15 protein-coding genes are annotated in these 17,137 nt (G+C 49.8%); 4 read left to right on the forward strand and 11 right to left on the reverse strand.

The genetic code is table 11. The annotated features are described in order from the left end of the window. Nucleotides 1-119: 119 nt before the first annotated feature. Nucleotides 120-2,879 (forward strand): prolyl oligopeptidase family serine peptidase, encoded by a 2,760-nt coding sequence (locus MHN33_RS22100; protein WP_239401427.1) that lies wholly within the window; start codon nt 120-122, stop codon nt 2,877-2,879. A gap of 43 nt (nt 2,880-2,922) precedes the next feature. On the opposite strand, the gene MHN33_RS22105 is transcribed toward MHN33_RS22100, so the two are convergent. Then, nucleotides 2,923-5,112: a YgiQ family radical SAM protein gene (locus MHN33_RS22105; protein WP_239401429.1), complete on the reverse strand. Its 2,190-nt coding sequence runs from the start codon at nt 5,110-5,112 to the stop codon at nt 2,923-2,925. 63 nt (nt 5,113-5,175) lie between these two features. Then, a complete protein-coding gene (locus tag MHN33_RS22110; RefSeq protein ID WP_239401431.1) occupies nt 5,176-7,362 on the reverse strand; it encodes an EAL domain-containing protein in 2,187 nt (728 codons plus the stop codon). A 184-nt stretch (nt 7,363-7,546) separates the two neighbouring features. Between MHN33_RS22110 and MHN33_RS22115 the strand changes: the two genes are divergently transcribed. Further along, on the forward strand, nt 7,547-8,077 hold the full coding sequence (locus tag MHN33_RS22115; RefSeq protein ID WP_239401433.1) for a hypothetical protein: 531 nt from the start codon (nt 7,547-7,549) through the stop codon (nt 8,075-8,077). After that, the gene (locus MHN33_RS22120; protein WP_239401436.1) at nt 8,074-8,955 is read left to right on the forward strand and encodes a TIGR03899 family protein; all 882 of its coding nucleotides are present in this window, start codon (nt 8,074-8,076) and stop codon (nt 8,953-8,955) included. Before MHN33_RS22115 ends, MHN33_RS22120 begins: the two co-directional genes overlap by 4 nt. Before the next feature lie 55 nt (nt 8,956-9,010). Here the strand turns inward: MHN33_RS22120 and MHN33_RS22125 are convergent, their stop codons facing one another. The 9 genes from MHN33_RS22125 to MHN33_RS22165 all read right to left on the reverse strand — a co-directional run bounded on the left by MHN33_RS22125 (nt 9,011) and on the right by MHN33_RS22165 (nt 16,059). Further along, nucleotides 9,011-9,772: a TIGR04219 family outer membrane beta-barrel protein gene (locus MHN33_RS22125; protein ID WP_239401438.1), complete on the reverse strand. Its 762-nt coding sequence runs from the start codon at nt 9,770-9,772 to the stop codon at nt 9,011-9,013. 4 nt (nt 9,773-9,776) lie between these two features. After that, on the reverse strand, nt 9,777-10,775 hold the full coding sequence (locus tag MHN33_RS22130; protein ID WP_239401440.1) for a DUF2333 family protein: 999 nt from the start codon (nt 10,773-10,775) through the stop codon (nt 9,777-9,779). A gap of 8 nt (nt 10,776-10,783) precedes the next feature. Further along, a complete protein-coding gene (locus tag MHN33_RS22135) occupies nt 10,784-11,296 on the reverse strand; it encodes a copper chaperone PCu(A)C (RefSeq protein WP_239401442.1) in 513 nt (170 codons plus the stop codon). Nucleotides 11,297-11,435: 139 nt separating this feature from the next. Continuing rightward, nucleotides 11,436-11,759, reverse strand: a complete 324-nt coding sequence (locus MHN33_RS22140; RefSeq protein ID WP_239401444.1) for a hypothetical protein — start codon at nt 11,757-11,759, stop codon at nt 11,436-11,438. A 9-nt stretch (nt 11,760-11,768) separates the two neighbouring features. After that, nucleotides 11,769-11,975, reverse strand: a complete 207-nt coding sequence (locus MHN33_RS22145) for a PspC domain-containing protein (protein WP_125717008.1) — start codon at nt 11,973-11,975, stop codon at nt 11,769-11,771. Nucleotides 11,976-12,034: 59 nt separating this feature from the next. Further along, the gene (locus MHN33_RS22150; RefSeq protein WP_239401446.1) at nt 12,035-12,700 is read right to left on the reverse strand and encodes a PspA/IM30 family protein; all 666 of its coding nucleotides are present in this window, start codon (nt 12,698-12,700) and stop codon (nt 12,035-12,037) included. Nucleotides 12,701-12,874: 174 nt separating this feature from the next. Next, nucleotides 12,875-13,888, reverse strand: coding sequence for a tRNA dihydrouridine(20/20a) synthase DusA (gene dusA / locus MHN33_RS22155; protein WP_239401448.1), 1,014 nt, complete (start codon nt 13,886-13,888; stop codon nt 12,875-12,877). Between the two features lie 204 nt (nt 13,889-14,092). After that, nucleotides 14,093-15,109: a UDP-glucose 4-epimerase GalE gene (gene galE / locus MHN33_RS22160; protein WP_239401450.1), complete on the reverse strand. Its 1,017-nt coding sequence runs from the start codon at nt 15,107-15,109 to the stop codon at nt 14,093-14,095. Between the two features lie 86 nt (nt 15,110-15,195). Continuing rightward, nucleotides 15,196-16,059: a hypothetical protein gene (locus tag MHN33_RS22165; RefSeq protein WP_239401452.1), complete on the reverse strand. Its 864-nt coding sequence runs from the start codon at nt 16,057-16,059 to the stop codon at nt 15,196-15,198. Nucleotides 16,060-16,228: 169 nt separating this feature from the next. On the opposite strand from MHN33_RS22165, the gene MHN33_RS22170 reads away from it, so the two are divergent. After that, complete coding sequence (locus MHN33_RS22170; RefSeq protein ID WP_239401454.1) at nt 16,229-17,128, forward strand: phosphoribulokinase; 900 nt, start codon at nt 16,229-16,231, stop codon at nt 17,126-17,128. The last annotated feature ends 9 nt before the right edge of the window (nt 17,129-17,137 follow it).

Raw genomic sequence — 17,137 nt, forward strand, 5'->3', positions numbered from 1 at the left:
CAGGCGGGCCTGGTCCGCCTGACTTTATCCAGTTTTTCCTCACACCCAACGCAGCACAGTTTAGTCTCTCAGATAAAAGTGTTACAAAGTTACAACTCCTATCAAACAAGAAACATATTATGACGTTTGCCAAATCTATACTCACGGCCACCGTGTTTTCTGCCTCTGCCCTGGCCGCAAAACCCAGTCTGGAATTTAGCGATGTATTTGACTTTAAGTACGCCCAGGGCCGGGTCCTGTCCGAAGACGGGCGCTTTGTTGCCCTGAGTGCCCAGCCCTATCGGGGAGACAGCACAGGCCAGCTGTATGACCTCAGCACCCAAAAATTGCTAGCCAGTGTGGAGCGCGGCACCAAAGCCCAGCTCAACCGGGCTGCCAACTGGGCCGCCTTCACTCAGGTGCCCAGCCTGCTGACATCCGAAACCACAGACAAAAAAGCCCGTAAAAAACTCAAACGCGCGCTGGTTTTGGTGAATACACAAACGGGTGAACAGCGCACTTTTGACGCCGTTAAAGATTATCAGCTTAGCGACGATGGCCGCTGGCTGGCCTATCGCCAGGATGTGGAAGCCAGTCAATCAGATAAAGGCGAGAACCAGGCAGACAGCGCCATTCCAGCCGATAAGAAGGACAAAGCATATCCACTGGTGATTGTGGACCTGACCTCAGATCAACAGCACACATTTGATCAGGTTGGCCGCTACGCTTTGAGCCCTGCAGAATATGGCGTACTGATGAGCACGCAGAGCGAAGATGGCGCAGGCAACCTAATTCAGTATTTTGATTTGAGCCGGGCACAGCTCAGTGTATTAATAGAAGAACCTGGTGTGACCCTGTCCACGATCGCCTGGCACCCCTACTCATCTCTGGTGGCCTTTACTCAGGGCAATTATGTCAATAACGATGCACGCCGCCGTGCCTATCAAGTCCGTTTATGGGATGCCAAAGTAGACCGTTTCACTGAAGTGACACAACCACAAGGCTGGTATAGCGCCAAGTCTGCAGCACTGAGCTGGTCTGAGCAAGGTGAGCGACTGTACTTTGAGAACCGTCCGCTTCTTGCGCCTAAACCCGCCGAGAAGAAATACCAGGATCAGACATCGCTGACCGATCTTGATACCATTATGGCCCAATCAGGTCTGAAGGTTTGGCATAACAGCGATGAGCAGATCAAACCACGAGAGATCAATACCTGGGAAAAAACCAACCGGGATCGTGACTATCAGGCAGTCTATCATTTAGGCGGTGAACGTGTGGCTCAGCTGAGTGACGAAACGGCACGGGATCTGACCCTCAATCGTGAAGCCCGCTTCCTGCTGGCCAGCAATGATCAACCTTATCTGCACCAGATCATGTATAAAGGCTTCTACGCCGACTACTACGCCGTGCAGGTTGCAACGGGTGCCCGCAGCTTTATCGTTAAAGAAGCACCGAATCGCCCCACACTGTCGCCAACGGGTCAGCATGCCGCTTACTTCCTGAACGATCAGCTGTGGCTTAAAGACTTACATGCACAAAAAGAAACGGCTGTGAGTCAGGCCGTTCGCGATGCACTGTTTGCTGATGACCGTCACGATTACCCAGAGCCGAATCCGGGATACGGATTTGCCGGCTGGCAACGCGATGGCAGCACGCTGTATGCCTACAGTAAATTTGATATCTGGGCCTTTGATAGCCAAACCGCCCAGGCCAAACGCCTGACACAAGGTAAAGAAACCCAGACACAGTACCGGGTGATCAAACTGGATAAAGACTTTGTTGGTTTTAGCGCAGAGGATCAGGTGTACCTGTCGGCACACAATCTGGCAAACAAGCAAACACACATAGCCAGGCTCAACCTGGCCACGGGCAAGCTCACTACCCTGACCTCAGGTGAAGCAAAATACAGCTTGCTGGAAAAAGCCAAACAGGCGAATACCCTGCTGTTTACCAGGCAGAGCTACCATGAGTTTGGGGATCTGTGGCAAACCGACAGCACCTTTAGCCAGCATAGCCGGATAACCAACCTGAACCCTCAGCTCAGCACCTTTGCCTGGGGACAGAAGCCCGAGCTGGTGCAATATCAGGGGTACAATGGCGAGTCGTTGCAGGGCGTGCTGATCAAACCAGCTAACTATAAGCCAGGTAAAAAAGTACCGGTGATCTTCTATTTCTATCGCTACATGAGCCAGCGCATGTATGATTTCCCGCACATGGTGCTGAACCACAGACCGAATTTGCCGATGTTTACCTCTAACGGTTATGCCATTTTCCTGCCCGACATTCGGTTTGAAATTGGTTACCCGGGGCGCTCATCAACGCAAACCCTGATTAATGCCGCACAAAAGCTGATTGACCTGGGCGTTGCCGATCCAGATAAGATAGGTCTTCAGGGGCACTCCTGGGCAGGCTACCAAAGTGCTTTTGCTGTCACCCAAACCGATATGTTTAAAGCGGTGGTATCCGGTGCGCCGGTCTCTAACATGACCTCGGCCTATAGTGGTATTCGCCTGAAGTCGGGTCTGGCGCGTCAGTTCCAGTATGAGACAGGACAAAGTCGGATTGGTAAAACACTCACCGAAGCGCCTGAGCTGTATATTGAAAACTCACCGGTATTCTATGCCGACAAGGTCAATACACCTATTCTGTTGATGTTTGGTGATAAAGATGGCGCAGTACCGTGGCAAGAAGGGATCCAGTACTATCTTGCACTGCGCCGTCACAACAAAGATGCCATCTTCTTACAGTACGAGGGCGAACCGCATCACCTGAAACAGTTCCCGAATCAGGTGGACTACTCTGTTCGCATGAAGGACTACTTTGATCACTACCTGATGGGTAAGCCCGCAGCGAACTGGATCAAGTCGGGGATCCCTTATCGTAAAGAGCCCGAAAACTAAGCCAAAAAAAGCCGCTATACAGCGGCTTTTTCTTTGCTCCGCGCTAGCGTTTAGCCGCGCGCCCAGCGGGTTTATTCTTCCCCACCCTGGGCTTGGTATTGGCCTGATTAAACTGACCAAAGCCACTGTGGCGCGTCAGCGCTTTGCTGCCCGGCTTGCGTCGGGTCGTACTCTTACCTTCATTGCGCCCCGCTTCAGGCACCAGACAATGCGGTCCCCGACCAATCAGGTTCGCTTTACCCATTTTTTTCAGCGCCTCACGGATCATTGGCCAGCCAGCCGGATCGTGATAACGCAAAATGGCTTTATGCAGACGGCGTTGTTTGGCCCCCTTAGGGACCGCAACCACTTCTTTGTTATTTTTGATGTTACGCAGCGAATTCATCTCGGTATGATAAATGGTGGTTGCGTTGGCCATCGGTGACGGATAGAAGTTCTGCACCTGATCCAGCTTAAAGTCATGGGCTTTAAGCCACAGCGCCATATTGACCATGTCCTCATCCGTGGTGCCCGGATGCGCAGAGATGAAATAAGGGATCAGATACTGCTTTTTACCCGCTTCTTTGGAGTACTTATCAAATAACTCTTTGAATTTGTCGTAGGTACCCATGCCCGGCTTCATCATCTTAGACAATGGCCCCTGCTCAGTGTGCTCGGGCGCAATCTTTAGATAACCGCCAACATGATGAGTGACCAGCTCTTTGACATAGCGCGGATCTTCAATGGCCAGATCGTAGCGCACACCAGACGCAATGAGGATTTTTTTCACACCTTCAACATCGCGCGCCTTGCGATATAGCTCTATAGTTGGCGTATGATCTGTGTCCATATGCTTACAGATATCCGGATACACACACGACAGACGACGGCAGGTACTCTCTGCTTTTTTACTCTTACAGCGCAGTTTATACATGTTGGCCGTCGGACCACCCAGGTCTGAAATCACGCCGGTAAATCCGGGCACTTTATCGCGGATCTGTTCAATCTCATCGATGATCGACTGTTCAGAGCGGCTCTGAATAATACGCCCTTCGTGCTCTGTGATTGAGCAGAAGCTGCACCCACCAAAACAGCCCCGCATGATGTTCACGGATGTTTTGATCATATCATAGGCCGGAATTTTTTCATCGCCATAGCTGGGATGCGGCACTCGCTGATACGGCAAGCCAAAAACTTCGTCCATTTCATCGGTTTCCAGCGGAAAGGCGGGAGGATTGACCCATACGCTACGATCGCCATGACGCTGAAACAGCGCTCGCGCACAGCCCGGGTTGGTTTCCTGATGCAAAATCCGTGACGCATGGGCATACAAAGGTTTGTTTACACTCACCTGCTCGTAAGCCGGCAGCTTCACATAGACCTTTTCCCAGGGTTTCAGTTTTGGCGGTTGTACAACAATGGGCTGGGCCTGGGTTGCATCCTGTGCTTGTTCAGCCTGTACAAACTCTGACTTACTACAGCCAACATCGTCGGCTCCGTAAGGATTAGGAATAGGATCAATTTTGCCAATTTTATCGATGGCGGTTGAATCGCTACCACGCCATTGTGGTAACGGCTCCTTACGGATCACCGCGGTGCCGCGCACATCCTGGATGGTATCTATTGACTCACCATTGGCGATACGGTGTGCTACCTCAACCAACGGGCGTTCGGCATTACCGTAAATCAGTAGATCCGCTTTGGCATCGAAAATAATGCTGCGACGTACCTTTTCCTGCCAGTAGTCATAATGTGCAATACGACGTAAGCTGGCTTCAATACCACCGATCACCAGTGGCACTTCTTTATAGGCCTCACGGCAGCGCTGGCTGTACACCACCACAGCGCGATCCGGACGCTTACCACCCACATTGCCCGGCGTATAGGCATCATCGTGACGAATGCGCTTTTCCGCGGTATAGCGGTTGATCATGGAATCCATATTGCCGGCCGTCACGCCGAAAAACAGGTTCGGCTTACCCAGACTCATAAAGGCGTCTTTGCTCGACCAGTCAGGCTGTGCGATGATCCCGACACGAAACCCTTGTGCTTCCAGCACCCGGCCTATGACAGCCATACCAAAGCTCGGGTGATCCACATAGGCATCCCCCGTGACTATGATAATGTCGCAGCTATCCCAGCCCAGCGCATCCATCTCGGCGCGGCTAGTAGGTAGAAATGGCGCAGGACCATAACATTCGGCCCAATACTTGGGATAAGAAAAAAGCGGGCGCTCGGCCTGTAACGCATTCATGATGACGGCTCAATGCTGAAAAAAGAAGCGGATTATACTAAAAAGCACCATGGCTTCCCAGTACTAGCTCTTCAAATACGCCAGTAAATCGGCCTCAGCCATGGGTTTGGCAAAGAAAAACCCTTGCACTTCATCACATCCCAGAGCTCGCAAAATATCGACTTGCTCCTGAGTCTCGACGCCCTCAGCAATAGTTTTAAGTCCAAGGTGACGACCTAGCGAAGTCACCAGCTCAGCAATGGCACCAGAGTCTTCGTGGGGGATCCCTTTCACAAAGGCCCGATCAATTTTAAGCCTTGCCAGCGGCAGCTTTTGTAAATAACTCAAAGAAGAGAAGCCAGTACCAAAATCGTCGATAGCCACTTCAACACCAAAAGATTTGAGCTCACTGAGAGTGTGCACCACTGTATTAATCTCATCCATCACCACGCTTTCTGTGACTTCCAGTTCAATTTTTTGTGGCTCAACATCGTGGTCCAGGATGGTTTGCTTGACCTGCTGGGCGTAATTAGACACCTTAAACTGCGGCACAGACACGTTAACTGCCACGCTGATGTCATGACCCAGCGAGCTTAGTTGCTTTTGCATCACACACGCCTGCTCGAGTACCCACTGACCGATTTCCACAATCAGACCGGCATCTTCTGCCAGCGGCACAAATACCGCCGGCGAAATGTAATCGCCTTTTCCGGTTGGCCACCTTAGCAGAGCCTCACACCCAATTACGGCCTCAGACTGTAAACACAGCTGCGGTTGATACCAGACTTCCAGTTTCCTTTGTTCAAAATCTTGCCTGAGCTGGCGGATCAATCCCAGTCGCCATGCCATTTTCTCTTCCAGATCAGAGCTATACCAGTTGAGCGTCTGCCGTGCTTGTTTTGCCTGGTTCAGAGCAATGTAGGCCAATTTAAGAGTTTCCAGCCCTTGTTGTGAAAAGTCACTTTGACAACACACGCCAATATGAAAATGCATGGTCAGCACATGCTCTCCGACCTGATAGGGCACAGTCAGCGCATCTAAAAACAGCGTTTCATCAAAACTTTGCTTTGGCAGCAACACACCGAATACATCCGCTCCGATCCGCGAGAGTAACTCGCCCTGCGGGCATTCCTGCTGCAAGCGCTCTTTGACAGCCAGCAGCAGCAAATTACCCACTTCCTGGCCTAAACCATTATTAATATCTGAAAACTGCGCAATATCAATCAGGACAAACACCAGCCGATCTTGCTCTGGCTGACAATATTGAGCTATCTGATCGACAAAATTAGCCCGGTTTGGCAACCGGGTGAGTGCATCTTTATAAGCGACGTCGCGCAATTCATTGATCAACTTAATGTTATCGAGGCCGACACTAACATTGGTCAGAAAGATCTCGGCAAATTGCATCTGTGCGGCATTGGGTGGCTCTGCCACTTCAAGATAAATGGCTGCACGGCGATTTTTACCCTGCAACAAAAAGGTCACATCGTGATCGGTTTGCTGATGTGCATCCATGTCGAAGCAATTCTGCACTTGCATGATCACCCGGCCATTGTCGATCTGCTCCAACCCCTGGCCAATGTGTGTTAAATAGGGCTGTGTACCACCAAAAACCAACACCTTTGCATCTTTTTCAATCGCTCCCGCAACCAGGCCATGTGGCTCAGACCCTAAGATCTTGGCCAGCTGATTGACCACAGATAAACCGAAAGACGGCATATCTGTATGACCTAAAATGGCATGGGACGCTTCCAGAATATTGGTGAGTGCCAGACTTTGTTGTTCGAGCTCGCAGATCTGCTGATAAGAGCGAATGGCGGTCAGTAAAGAGGTCACCAGCTTACCGCGAGTCAACTCGGTTTTCATTTTGTAGTCATTGATGTCGTATTCACGAATGACCTTTTCTTCCGGCGCATAACCTGGTTGCCCGGTGCGCAAAATAATCCGCACGGCGTAATTACCAAATTCATCTCGCACTTTCTTAACAACAGACAGGCCCGCGTCGTCACTTTCCATCACAACATCGAGCAATAAAATGCAAATTTCGGGATGTTGTGACAAAACTTCTAGCGCTTCTTTGCCTGAATAAGCATGATGAAATTTGAGCGCACGTCCCCAAAACTCAACCCCGGATAGGGCAAGTTTCGTGACCGAATGGATCTCAGGATCGTCGTCCACAACCAGTACATCCCAATACGCGCTGACCGTATCTTGTGAGTCATGCGTTGAGTCTTGATCCGCAAACAAAAACTCTTCTTGTTCTGACGCCATCATCAACCTTATGTTCAACTACTTAGTTTCTGCGCACACGGCATATTTGCCTATGTGGTATCTTATAAATTATGATAGGTTTTTACTATCAAGATCCATACCCGTTAACACTCAAGTAATATTATAGTCGATGTTCAACAACTTGTGCTCGTTAACTAAATAATATAGCGGCTCTAAGCAGGTTATGACAGCATCAATTTTTCGGGCTTTTACGTTCAGCATTATTTTGATATTAGGCCTGATTGTGGTTACCGCACTGCTTCCTTCCGGCTATCAGGCTCAAACTGCACAGCGAGTAGCCAAACAGGACCTGCAGCGTGTACAAAAGTATTTAAACGCCGAACATTGGCAAGCGTTGTTGACGCCACATCCGGATCTGCAGCTCTCTTTTCTGACTCAGGCACAACAAGTGGGTGGTTATGGCGAATTGGTTCACCCCTGGGGATTGGCTGAGGTGACAGTACTGAACCTTGAGCAACAGCGCGTGACAATACAATTAAGGTTCAATACCGAGCATATCGCACATATCGAGCTACTGCTGCAACCCCAGGCGGATGCATTAATGATTCAGCTTAGCGCCAGAGGTGAGAACCACACCCCTTTTGTAGGCGGACTGTATGCCCGCTTTGCGGCCTACTATATCGAACAGCAACTAAAAATGATGATGAACCAGCTGATCAGCCAGTTAAAATTACACACACAAGGACAGGTATGACAATAAAAAATGCTCAGGCACGCTCCAGCTTAGCACTTCTTATCGAAGAGAAACTGGGCTATGCGATGATCAAACAACCCAAGGCCGCCATTCAGTCTGAAGATCGGCGTTTTGCGCAAACACCTCACCCCAGCCAGAATCAATTCATTGTACGCAGCGAACATGGGGTATTGAAAAGAGCGCTAAAACGCAGCCAGTTACAACGTATTGCCCAGCAGCGCAATATCGAATCTATTATGGGGATGTCACTGACTTTATGCCCCGATGTCACCAGTCGGGGACGGCCGGATCCTGATTGGCTGGAGCACTTTATTGCCCTGGCCGAAGACATCGCGAACAGTGCCATGCAGAAACTCTGGGCCAAAATTCTGGTTGGCGAGTCGATAGCGCCAGGCACCTTCTCAATCAAAAGCCTGCAAACCCTGAAACAAATGACACAAAAAGAAGCTGATGCGCTGCAGCGCTGCGCCTCATTATGTGGCTACCTGGAAAAAGAGGACAGCTATCTCATTTTGCTGGGATTTTATAAAAAGCCATCGCTGTTCGATTTGCTCAGGAAAGGGGCTAAGGAATCACTGAACCTGGCTCAGGCCGGGCTCAGCTTTCCACATATTCTAACGCTGATGGATATTAATCTAATCTATCGCCAGGAGATTGAATCTGCCAACCTGCAGAAAGGTCAGTCACTAACATTGGCCTATCAGGGCAAACATCTGTCAATCGAAGCCAACAGCAACGATCTGGTACTGAGCTATTACAAGCTGACACAAACCGGCGATGAGCTGAAAAAACTGATTAATACGCCTGTGAATAAGACCTACAGACAATTATTAGGAAAAGCGCTCGAAGAAGAATTTACCCTGGCCTGGGAATCTTAAGGCAAGGAATGCAGCAAAGCACCAAGCTGTGTTGCATTCCTGCTATACGGCGTGATTAGAAATGAACCTGTACGCCGGCAAATGGACCCGATGCATCTAAGTCTGTGGTGATATCATCGACATCATCCAGCTCAACCACCATAGAACGATAACCCGCACGCACAGCCACATCCACTGCCATGTTATCGATAAACTCCCAGGCAACCCCAATCTGGAAGTCCTGGATTTTACTATCATCAATGGCCAGCAAGCTGCCTTCAGCAAACACACTCAGACCCGTCAGTGGTAAACCCACTTCCCCTCTGAGGTAACCCAGCGGAATAAAGCCTGAGAAATCGACGGTCTCAGTGGTTGTTTCACCATTGGCAAAACCGGTCACGCTGATATCGCCATCAAAGTGTTTCGCATTCAGACCGAAGTCAAACGAGACTAAGTCGTTGTCGAACAGCTCATAATACAGGATGTAATCCACGTGATTCAGATCGCCTACCGTATTAACAGTACCACCCACGGTGAAGCTTTTGTCACCGAAGTCGAAGGTTTCATTCAACACCGCTGAACCTTCCAGTTTTAATTCGGTATATCTAAGCTTCACATTAGGCACTAAAGGTACCGGGTGTTCGAGCGCTGCATAGAAACTCGAGAAATTTTTATCAGCGAAGTCAAAGTCTTGCTGATTACCCTTGTTGGCAAAGCTACCTTCTGGCTCTGCACCCCATGCCTCACCACCCAGATACAAACCTAACAGGGTGTCTGCTTGTGCTGCAGGTGCGAGGCAGGCCAGAGATAACGCTGCCGCTAAACAGTACTTTTTCATTTATTTATCCTTGCGCTAAAAGTTCACTGAGTTCAATAAGAGCCGCATTGGCCCGGGAAATATAGTTCGCCATCACCAGTGAGTGATTGGCTACCAATCCAAAACCACTACCATTTAAAATCATCGGGCTCCACACCGTTTCTTGTGTGGCTTCAAGCTCACGGATGATTTGTTGCAGGCTCACTTTTGCGTTTTTCTTTTCGAGCACATCCGCAAAATCGTATTCTACTGCCCTTAAAAAGTGTAGCAGGGCCCAGGTGGCACCACGAGATTCATAAAATACATCATCTATCTTCCACCATGACGTTTTCACTTCATGATGATTCGCTGCATAGGTTGCCTGATTCGCCGCACTGTCGCCCGCCAGATCCGTATTCAGTCTGTCCTGACCTACACTGGCACTCAGTCGTTGACTTAAACTGCCCAGGCGCTTTTCCGCCTCTTTTAGCCAGCCCCTCAAGTTATCTGCACGCGCATAAAACTGACTGCCCTGATCGGCAGGGTTAGATATTTGCTGCAGATAATCGTTTAGGTGGGCAATACCGGTGCGGTACTCCCCTTCGGCACTGGGCCATAACCAAGCCGTAGAGCTGATATTAAATTGTGGCTGGGCTTTTTTCAGGCTGGGGTGCTCCGTAGATTGCGATTGAGAGCGACTAAAATCTTTACGCATAGACAAGGCCATATCACGCACCATTTCCAGCGCGCCATATTCCCAGGCAGGCATATTGTCCATCATCACACTAGGGGGCAATACGTCATTAGACAAATAGCCGCCCGGCTTATCGAGTAAAGTTTGTGATACCCGGATCAGGGCATGAGTCGTGACATATCCTGTCACTAGCTCAGTTTTCGACTGCTCGGCGTGGCTCTTCGCGCTGCCGACTACATCGAATTGTTCGGGCTCTGCGCTCCAGTAAATTGCCAGGCCATACCCCAAGAGCAATGCCACGACCAGCCCTGCCCAGAGCTTACCCATGTGATTGTGTGTGTTGTGATCCATCAATACTCCTAGTGATGCTGATGTCCATTTTTCGCGTTATGCATCTGCGCTTTAAGTGACACCACTTCAATCAAACCATAGATGCGATTGCCATCAGCAAAATATAGTGTAAGTTTACGATTTTCGCCTACTTTTAATGGCTTTGTCGGCTCAAAGGCCATCAGATGATAGCCACCCGGTTTAAACTCAACCTGACTGTGCGGTGCAATTTCAAGCTTATCTATCTTTTGCATGCGCATCATGCCGTCAACATGTGTGTGTTCGTGAACTTCAACTCGCCCAAGCCCTTCTATCTCAGCTTTGAGCAACGTCACTGCCTGTTGGCTGGTATTGGCCAATGTAAAGTATCCGGCAGTTGAACTGGCCGCAGGCAAAAAGTCACGCAGCGTGGCACGCGTCAGTTGCAGTGCGTTCTGTTCGACGTGAGTGTGGTGATGAGATTCTCCATCCGAGTGGCCCGGATGTGCCTGTGACATCCAAGGCAATGAACACAGCATAAAGAAGGCTAAATTTTTGATCATAAGCGCTTTCCTTGTTAGGTATAGTCTTTTTACTATACCACATTGCCCCTAGTTTAACGCGCTTTCATCACCATTTCTTTACAGCCATCCAAAGCACGTAAAAGCGCTTCAATCAATACAGTGACACCCGCCAGGCGCATTAACATACCGCCTGCTTATCGCTTACCAACCACCCGATTGCAACCAGGAACAATAACGGAATGGCAATCAATACCGAGTTAAATAGCAATGCTAACACTAGCCCAATGAGCACAACTAATATCACGCCAAGCAACCCTATGCTCAGCAATGCAAGTAAGGCAAAAACGGCTATCATAGCCACAAACAGACTCAGCATTTCGATCCCAACCCAGCTTACATCCAGGACAACCTCAGGGACACTGAACCAGGCCAGTGGCGATGATACCCAGGATAACGCTGATAGTACCACTAAGCCCATCAGTAAGATAAATGCCGCTTTCATATTGCCTCCCTAGGTGCGCTCCGAGAGCACAATCCAGGCGATAAAGTACGCCATCAATACCAATACTGGTGCTTTGAGTGCCAGTAAGACGGTGATCACACGGACCAGCCAGGTTGGCATATCCAGTCTGTTTGCCACATTAACACACACCCCAGCCACTTTTTTGCGGGGTTGCTGCGGGCGTGTCGTACTGTAATAAGTATCATGTTCTGTCATCAGATCTCTCCTCACTTTGACTACCTTCCAAGGCCCCTGGGCACCGACATTGCCAGCACCTAAGCGGGCTGTGTATTTTGTTTCAATTCGGCCAATGCCTTATCCACTTGCTCTTCGCGCGCCAGTGTTTCCAGTGCCTGCCATTGCGCTTGCTCTTTGCTGATCAGCTCGTAGCTGTCCACCTCGGCCTCGACTCGCTCAACCTTACGCTCAAGGTGTTCAAAGCGGGTTAACGCCTCTTCTATCGACTGCTGACTCACCACACTACGCGCTTTCAGCTGGCTGATGGCTGTGTGTTCACGGCGAGTCAGCTGCGCTTCTTTATCGCGCAGCTGATTGAGCTTTTCAGTCAATGTTTGTGCATCCTGTTCCAGCTTGTCGTAAGCCTGCTGTAACTGCGCCGCCTCATCTGCAATGTGCTGCTGGGCTTGCTGACATTTTTGCTTTTCCAGCAACGCGGCGCGGGCCAGATCTTCACGATCCTTTTGCAGCGCGTACTCAGCCTGCTGCTGCCATTGCTCGGCTTTTTTTGCCAACGTCTGGTTGCGACGAGCCAGCGCTTTTTGCTCACAGATCACCTGTACCACAGTACTGCGACATTCACTGAGCGCTTCCTCAAGCTGAGTCAAGATCTGACGTTGGTTCTTTTTCGGATCATCCGCTTTGTCGAGCAACGCATTAAACTCGGCTTTGATTAAATCTTCGATTCGGTCGATTAAGGCCATGACAGGCTCCTTGAATAAGCTAATGTTGATTAACTTATTCCAAGGTTTGTGCCAAAACACACTTATTCTTAAAAATCAAATAGTTAAAATATAAAGTGGATTATTAAGACGCAGAATATGAAAGGGGGTGTGGTCAAAAAAGCACATAGTTAGCTTTTTTGACCAAAATCAGAACTACAATTCTGGCACAAAGCTCAGCGCTTTTTCCATCACGCTGATATCGGCGCTTTTACCATGGCCGTTTTCCGACAGGTGACGGCGGAAGCCACGAGCGCCGGGCTGGTTTTGAAAAATCCCCAGCATATGGCGGGCGATGTGCCAAAAGTTAGCGCCGTTAGACATCTCAGCTTCAATATAGTCATACATGCTGCGAACGACCTGATGGCGAGTCTGAGTAAATGCGGGGGCGCCATACAGGGCGCTGTCAACTTCAGACAGCATAAATGGGTTGCTGTAAGCTTCACGCCCAATCATCACACCATCGAGATGGGCCAGATGATGCTGACATTCTTCAATGGTTTTCACGCCACCATTAATACTGATATGCAGATCCGAATAGTCCTGCTTGAGTTTGTACACTCGTGGGTAATCCAGTGGAGGAATTTCGCGGTTTTCCTTGGGGCTCAGACCCTGCAACCAGGCTTTGCGGGCATGAATAATAAAATCATCACAGCCGACAGCTTTTGATGTTTCAATCAGGCGGGTCAGAAACTCATACGAATCCTGCTCATCAATGCCGATCCGGGTTTTCACCGTCACCGGAATAGACACTTCGCTTTTCATCGCCGCGACGCATTCCGCCACCAGTTCTGGTTCTGCCATCAAGCACGCACCAAAACGGCCATTTTGCACCCGATCCGACGGACACCCCACATTAAGGTTCACTTCGTTGTAGCCATACTGCTCAGCGCGCTTGGCACACTCAGCCAGAGCTTTAGGATCTGATCCGCCCAGCTGTAATGCCACCGGCATTTCGTGCTCGCCAAAGTGCAGATAATCACCTTTACCAAAGATGATTGCACCGGTGGTGATCATTTCAGTATAGAGCACTGCGTGTTTAGTCAACTTTCGGTGAAAGGTCCGGCAATGGCGATCAGTCCAATCCAGCATGGGCGCAACGGAAAAGCGACGAAACGCCGGATTGCTTGTGTCTAGCGGGCTTGCGCCTGAATTATCTGTGTTTGTCATACTACCTCTGAACGCTCAAATTAACAGCTCGAAACTGCCAACAAGACTAATACCAAACTACATCCTGGCCCGTCCTTCGCAAATAACCGGTCGCGAGTGGCCATCAAAATAACTAAGAGTGGAATTATACACGCTGTTATGATGAGTTTCACCCAGCGCTGATAGGTGTGGAGTGGGCGGCCAAAATGGGCCGCCTATTGAAGGTTAACCTGCATACCCGTTCGGGTTTTGGCTTTGCCAGCGCCAGGTGTCCTGCATCATTTCATCGATGCCACGCTCTGCTTGCCAGCCCAGCTCATTCAGCGCTTTTTCGGGGGCGGCATAACAGGCGGCAATATCACCATCGCGACGCGGTTTTATTTCGTAATTGATTGGCTTGCCTGCAGCTTTTTCAAACGCTTTGACCATGTCCATTACCGAGTAACCATTACCTGTGCCGAGATTATAGATATGCGCGCCAGGTTGTGCTGCAATCTTGTTCAATGCCTTCAGGTGGCCAATGGCCAGGTCAACAACATGGATATAATCACGCACCCCTGTCCCATCATGGGTGTCATAGTCATTACCAAACACGCCCAGCGTATCTAGCTTACCCACCGCAACCTGTGCAATATAAGGCAGCAGATTGTTCGGAATGCCATTCGGGTCTTCGCCTATCTGACCAGAGACATGTGCGCCGACCGGGTTAAAATAACGCAAAATCGCGAACGCCCAGCGTGCATCTGATTTAGCCAGGTCTTGCAGGATCATCTCGACCATCAGTTTAGAGGTGCCGTACGGGTTAGTTGTACCACCTACCGGAAACTCTTCGCGAATAGGTAAACTGGCAGGGTCGCCATAAACCGTTGCAGAAGAGCTAAACACCAACTGAAATACGCCGGCATCTCGCATCGCATCCAGTAAAGTCAGCGTTCCCTGAACGTTATTTTGATAATATTCAACTGGCTTCTGCACCGACTCACCAACCGCCTTTAACCCGGCAAAGTGGATCACCTGTTCCACCTGATGTTGCGCTAAAACGCGATCGAGAAAGGCTTTGTCACAGATATCACCCTGATAAAACGTCGCGGCACGACCTGTTAACGCTTCTACGCGTTGCAAAGATTGCTGTGAAGCGTTACTCAAGTTATCGACAACAACCACATCCTTGCCTTCACTCAACAACTCCAGCACGGTATGCGAACCAATATACCCGGCACCACCGGTAACTAAGACGGTCATAGTAATTTTCCTAAAAACATAACTGCGTTCATTGTAAACGATCACGTCCGATGTGTCAGTGTTTTACAGATAAGGGCCGTCGCCGCTTAGGCTTGCTCACACACAAATACCAGGTGCTGCCCTTGCTTGCTCAGGCGTGAAATTGTTCCGGCGCAATAGGCCGACAAGTTTCGCCATAACCGAACATCATATGGGTTATCCAGCTGGCGGGTATAAATGCGACCGCCAATGGCATAGGCAATGGTATTATCATCAAACCAGGTGTAATAATGGACGCTGGTTGGTAGTGCAAAGTGCCGTGTCACCATATGTGTTTGTGCATTGAAAGTCGCAAACCATTGCTGACCCAGTGCGGTATAGCTGAAACTGTAAAGCGCCCGCGAAGGGTTGTAGGCAAGTGTACGGCCAATATCACTGGCCACTACTTGAGGTAAATGCCCTTTTAAGTCCGTGAACTGCAAAGTATGTGGCGCGCCAAGAATAAACATTACCAGTTGCTCGTCTTCGCCCCAGGCGTGGTAACCCACAGGGGCAATATGCTCAAACAGTCGCCTCGGTGAATGTGCTTCTGAAAATGGATAAAACCACAGTTTTTGCGAGCCATCGGCTTCAACGACCACCGCAGAAAGCCCGTCATCATAGGGGTATAGAGTGGGTGAATATTCAGACACTGGGGTATTGGTGAGATTACGAGCCTCTTGAGTAGTAAAATCATAAAAAAACAGGTCGGTTTGCGCACCTGCAGGACTTTGAACCTGCTGCGTAAAATAGACGCCATTGTCGACAACCAAAGGCTGGTTGTGATAGCCATCCGCTGCGCTAATCGGTTTGACCGACAGCGCACCTGCGTGCTCTTCTGCCAGCCACAGCTGGGAGGCTGGCATCGCATTGAGCGCCCCCGTTACGCCCCATAGCAACCCGATTGTGATGATCTTTTTCAGCAGTGTCATTGTGTTGTATCCCTTGTTTTTTTCGCTATCATACCGGGCAACAGCAGGAACTCAATCATTGCCCGCCCAGTCACCGGAAATGCCTTGCGAATTTTCCCTTATCGAGTAACATCGAAAGGTGTTAATCGGAAGTTACGCTCAGCCTGACTGAGCCAGGTAAGGGGACAAAATGTCTGCAAAGCATCCAATCATCGCGATCACGGGGAGTTCCGGTGCCGGAACCACCACCACCACAGCCGCGATTAAGCACATTTTTCGTAGCCTGGACGCCAAAGCTGAATTCGTGGAAGGCGACAGCTTTCACCGTTACACCCGCCCGGAAATGGACAAGCTCAAACGGGAGGCCCTGCAAGAAGGGAAACACCTGAGCTACTTTGGCCAGGAAGCCAATGATTTTGCCGCACTCGAAACCCTGTTTGAAACCTATGGTCAGAGCGGTACCGGCCAGGTTCGGCGTTATCTGCATACCTTTGATGATGCGGTGCCTTATAATCAACTACCGGGCACTTTCACACCATATCAGGAACTGGACAGCAACAGCGACATGCTGTTTTATGAAGGCCTGCACGGTGGCATAGTAACCGAAGAGCATGATGTCGCCCATCATGTTGATCTTCTGATTGGTATGGTACCTATCATCAACCTGGAGTGGATCCAGAAATTAATTCGTGACACCCACGAGCGCGGGCATTCACGTGAAGCCGTAATGAGCTCGATCGTGCGTAGTATGGATGACTACATAAACCATATTACCCCTCAGTTCTCGCGTACTCACATAAACTTTCAACGTGTCCCCACAGTCGATACTTCCAACCCGTTCAGTGCCAAAGACATTCCCTCACTGGATGAGAGCTTCGTGGTGATCCGCTTTCGCGATATCAAAGATGTCGATTTCCCTTACTATCTGCAGATGATCCAGGGCAGCTTTATGTCACGCGTCAATACCTTAGTCGTGCCTGGTGGAAAAATGGGCCTGGCGATGGAGTTGGTGTTAACACCACTTATTAAAGACTTGCTGACCAAAAAGCGGGCACTGGAACAAATTGTACCGCTGGATTTGCCGGTTTAACGCCCGGTT

Source organism: Pseudoalteromonas sp. OOF1S-7, assembly GCF_022347765.1.
Taxonomy (GTDB): Bacteria; Pseudomonadota; Gammaproteobacteria; order Enterobacterales; family Alteromonadaceae; genus Pseudoalteromonas.

What these genes read in the sequence shown, in the direction of transcription:
- MHN33_RS22120 (WP_239401436.1), top strand. Translation starts at nt 8,074, where the DNA reads ATGACAATAAAAAATGCTCAGGCACGCTCCAGCTTAGCACTTCTTATC.
- dusA (WP_239401448.1), bottom strand. Translation starts at nt 13,888, where the DNA reads ATGACAAACACAGATAATTCAGGCGCAAGCCCGCTAGACACAAGCAAT.
- MHN33_RS22170 (WP_239401454.1), top strand. Translation starts at nt 16,229, where the DNA reads ATGTCTGCAAAGCATCCAATCATCGCGATCACGGGGAGTTCCGGTGCC.
- galE (WP_239401450.1), bottom strand. Translation starts at nt 15,109, where the DNA reads ATGACCGTCTTAGTTACCGGTGGTGCCGGGTATATTGGTTCGCATACC.
- MHN33_RS22140 (WP_239401444.1), bottom strand. Translation starts at nt 11,759, where the DNA reads ATGAAAGCGGCATTTATCTTACTGATGGGCTTAGTGGTACTATCAGCG.
- MHN33_RS22100 (WP_239401427.1), top strand. Translation starts at nt 120, where the DNA reads ATGACGTTTGCCAAATCTATACTCACGGCCACCGTGTTTTCTGCCTCT.
- MHN33_RS22135 (WP_239401442.1), bottom strand. Translation starts at nt 11,296, where the DNA reads ATGATCAAAAATTTAGCCTTCTTTATGCTGTGTTCATTGCCTTGGATG.
- MHN33_RS22110 (WP_239401431.1), bottom strand. Translation starts at nt 7,362, where the DNA reads ATGGCGTCAGAACAAGAAGAGTTTTTGTTTGCGGATCAAGACTCAACG.
- MHN33_RS22150 (WP_239401446.1), bottom strand. Translation starts at nt 12,700, where the DNA reads ATGGCCTTAATCGACCGAATCGAAGATTTAATCAAAGCCGAGTTTAAT.
- MHN33_RS22105 (WP_239401429.1), bottom strand. Translation starts at nt 5,112, where the DNA reads ATGAATGCGTTACAGGCCGAGCGCCCGCTTTTTTCTTATCCCAAGTAT.
- MHN33_RS22130 (WP_239401440.1), bottom strand. Translation starts at nt 10,775, where the DNA reads ATGGATCACAACACACACAATCACATGGGTAAGCTCTGGGCAGGGCTG.
- MHN33_RS22115 (WP_239401433.1), top strand. Translation starts at nt 7,547, where the DNA reads ATGACAGCATCAATTTTTCGGGCTTTTACGTTCAGCATTATTTTGATA.
- MHN33_RS22125 (WP_239401438.1), bottom strand. Translation starts at nt 9,772, where the DNA reads ATGAAAAAGTACTGTTTAGCGGCAGCGTTATCTCTGGCCTGCCTCGCA.
- MHN33_RS22145 (WP_125717008.1), bottom strand. Translation starts at nt 11,975, where the DNA reads ATGACAGAACATGATACTTATTACAGTACGACACGCCCGCAGCAACCC.
- MHN33_RS22165 (WP_239401452.1), bottom strand. Translation starts at nt 16,059, where the DNA reads ATGACACTGCTGAAAAAGATCATCACAATCGGGTTGCTATGGGGCGTA.